The organism is Extibacter sp. GGCC_0201, from assembly GCF_017566055.1.
Lineage (GTDB): Bacteria > Bacillota > Clostridia > Lachnospirales > Lachnospiraceae > Extibacter.
The window spans coordinates 1-547 of the sequence record NZ_JABFCH010000071.1 but is presented as its reverse complement, the minus strand read 5'-3'; the positions used below and the strand labels follow the sequence as shown (position 1 = coordinate 547).

Genomic DNA, 547 nt, shown 5'->3' with positions numbered 1-547 from the left:
ATGCCGGGAGCGAACGCATCCGCCGCATCCACGACCGGGTCCGGAAGGTACGCAACAGTGAAGAAGTCGGGGTGAAGTATATGCAGGCATGGGAAGAGAAATATTACGAGAAAGAAGAGGCGAGGAGAGAAGGACTGCAGGAAGGTTTTCAAGAAGGTTTACAGAAAGGCTTACAAAAAGGCTTACAGAAAGGCTTAAAAGACCTAGTCAAAAAGAAGCTCGAAAGAGGGAAGTCTGTTGAAGAAATCGCCGATGCCTTGGAAGAAAATGAGGATATGATTCTGGAACTTATCAAGGAACTGGAAGTTTAAGCAACGGAGCGGCGGGCGAGGGCGGCTGTGTTGCGTTACTGGCCAGCGGAAAAGCTGCTGGCCACGCAAACTGGTTGGCGTATATGGGCGTTGTTGAGCATTTGCAGCGAGGCGTGCATGCCGTTGCTGCAAGAAGCGCCGTTATATCAACCATTATTGTCACACAGCTACCCGTGCCAGTGGTCGTGTAAGATAAAGTGTGTAATTAAGAAACTAATCTAATTGCACACTTTGTT

At 48.8% G+C, this 547-nt stretch carries 1 pseudogene; it reads left to right on the top strand.

From position 1 onward, the window contains the following. Positions 1–311, top strand: a pseudogene (locus tag HJV72_RS18795) (Yae1 family protein); the annotation flags it as partial. Positions 312–547: the final 236 nt, after the last annotated feature.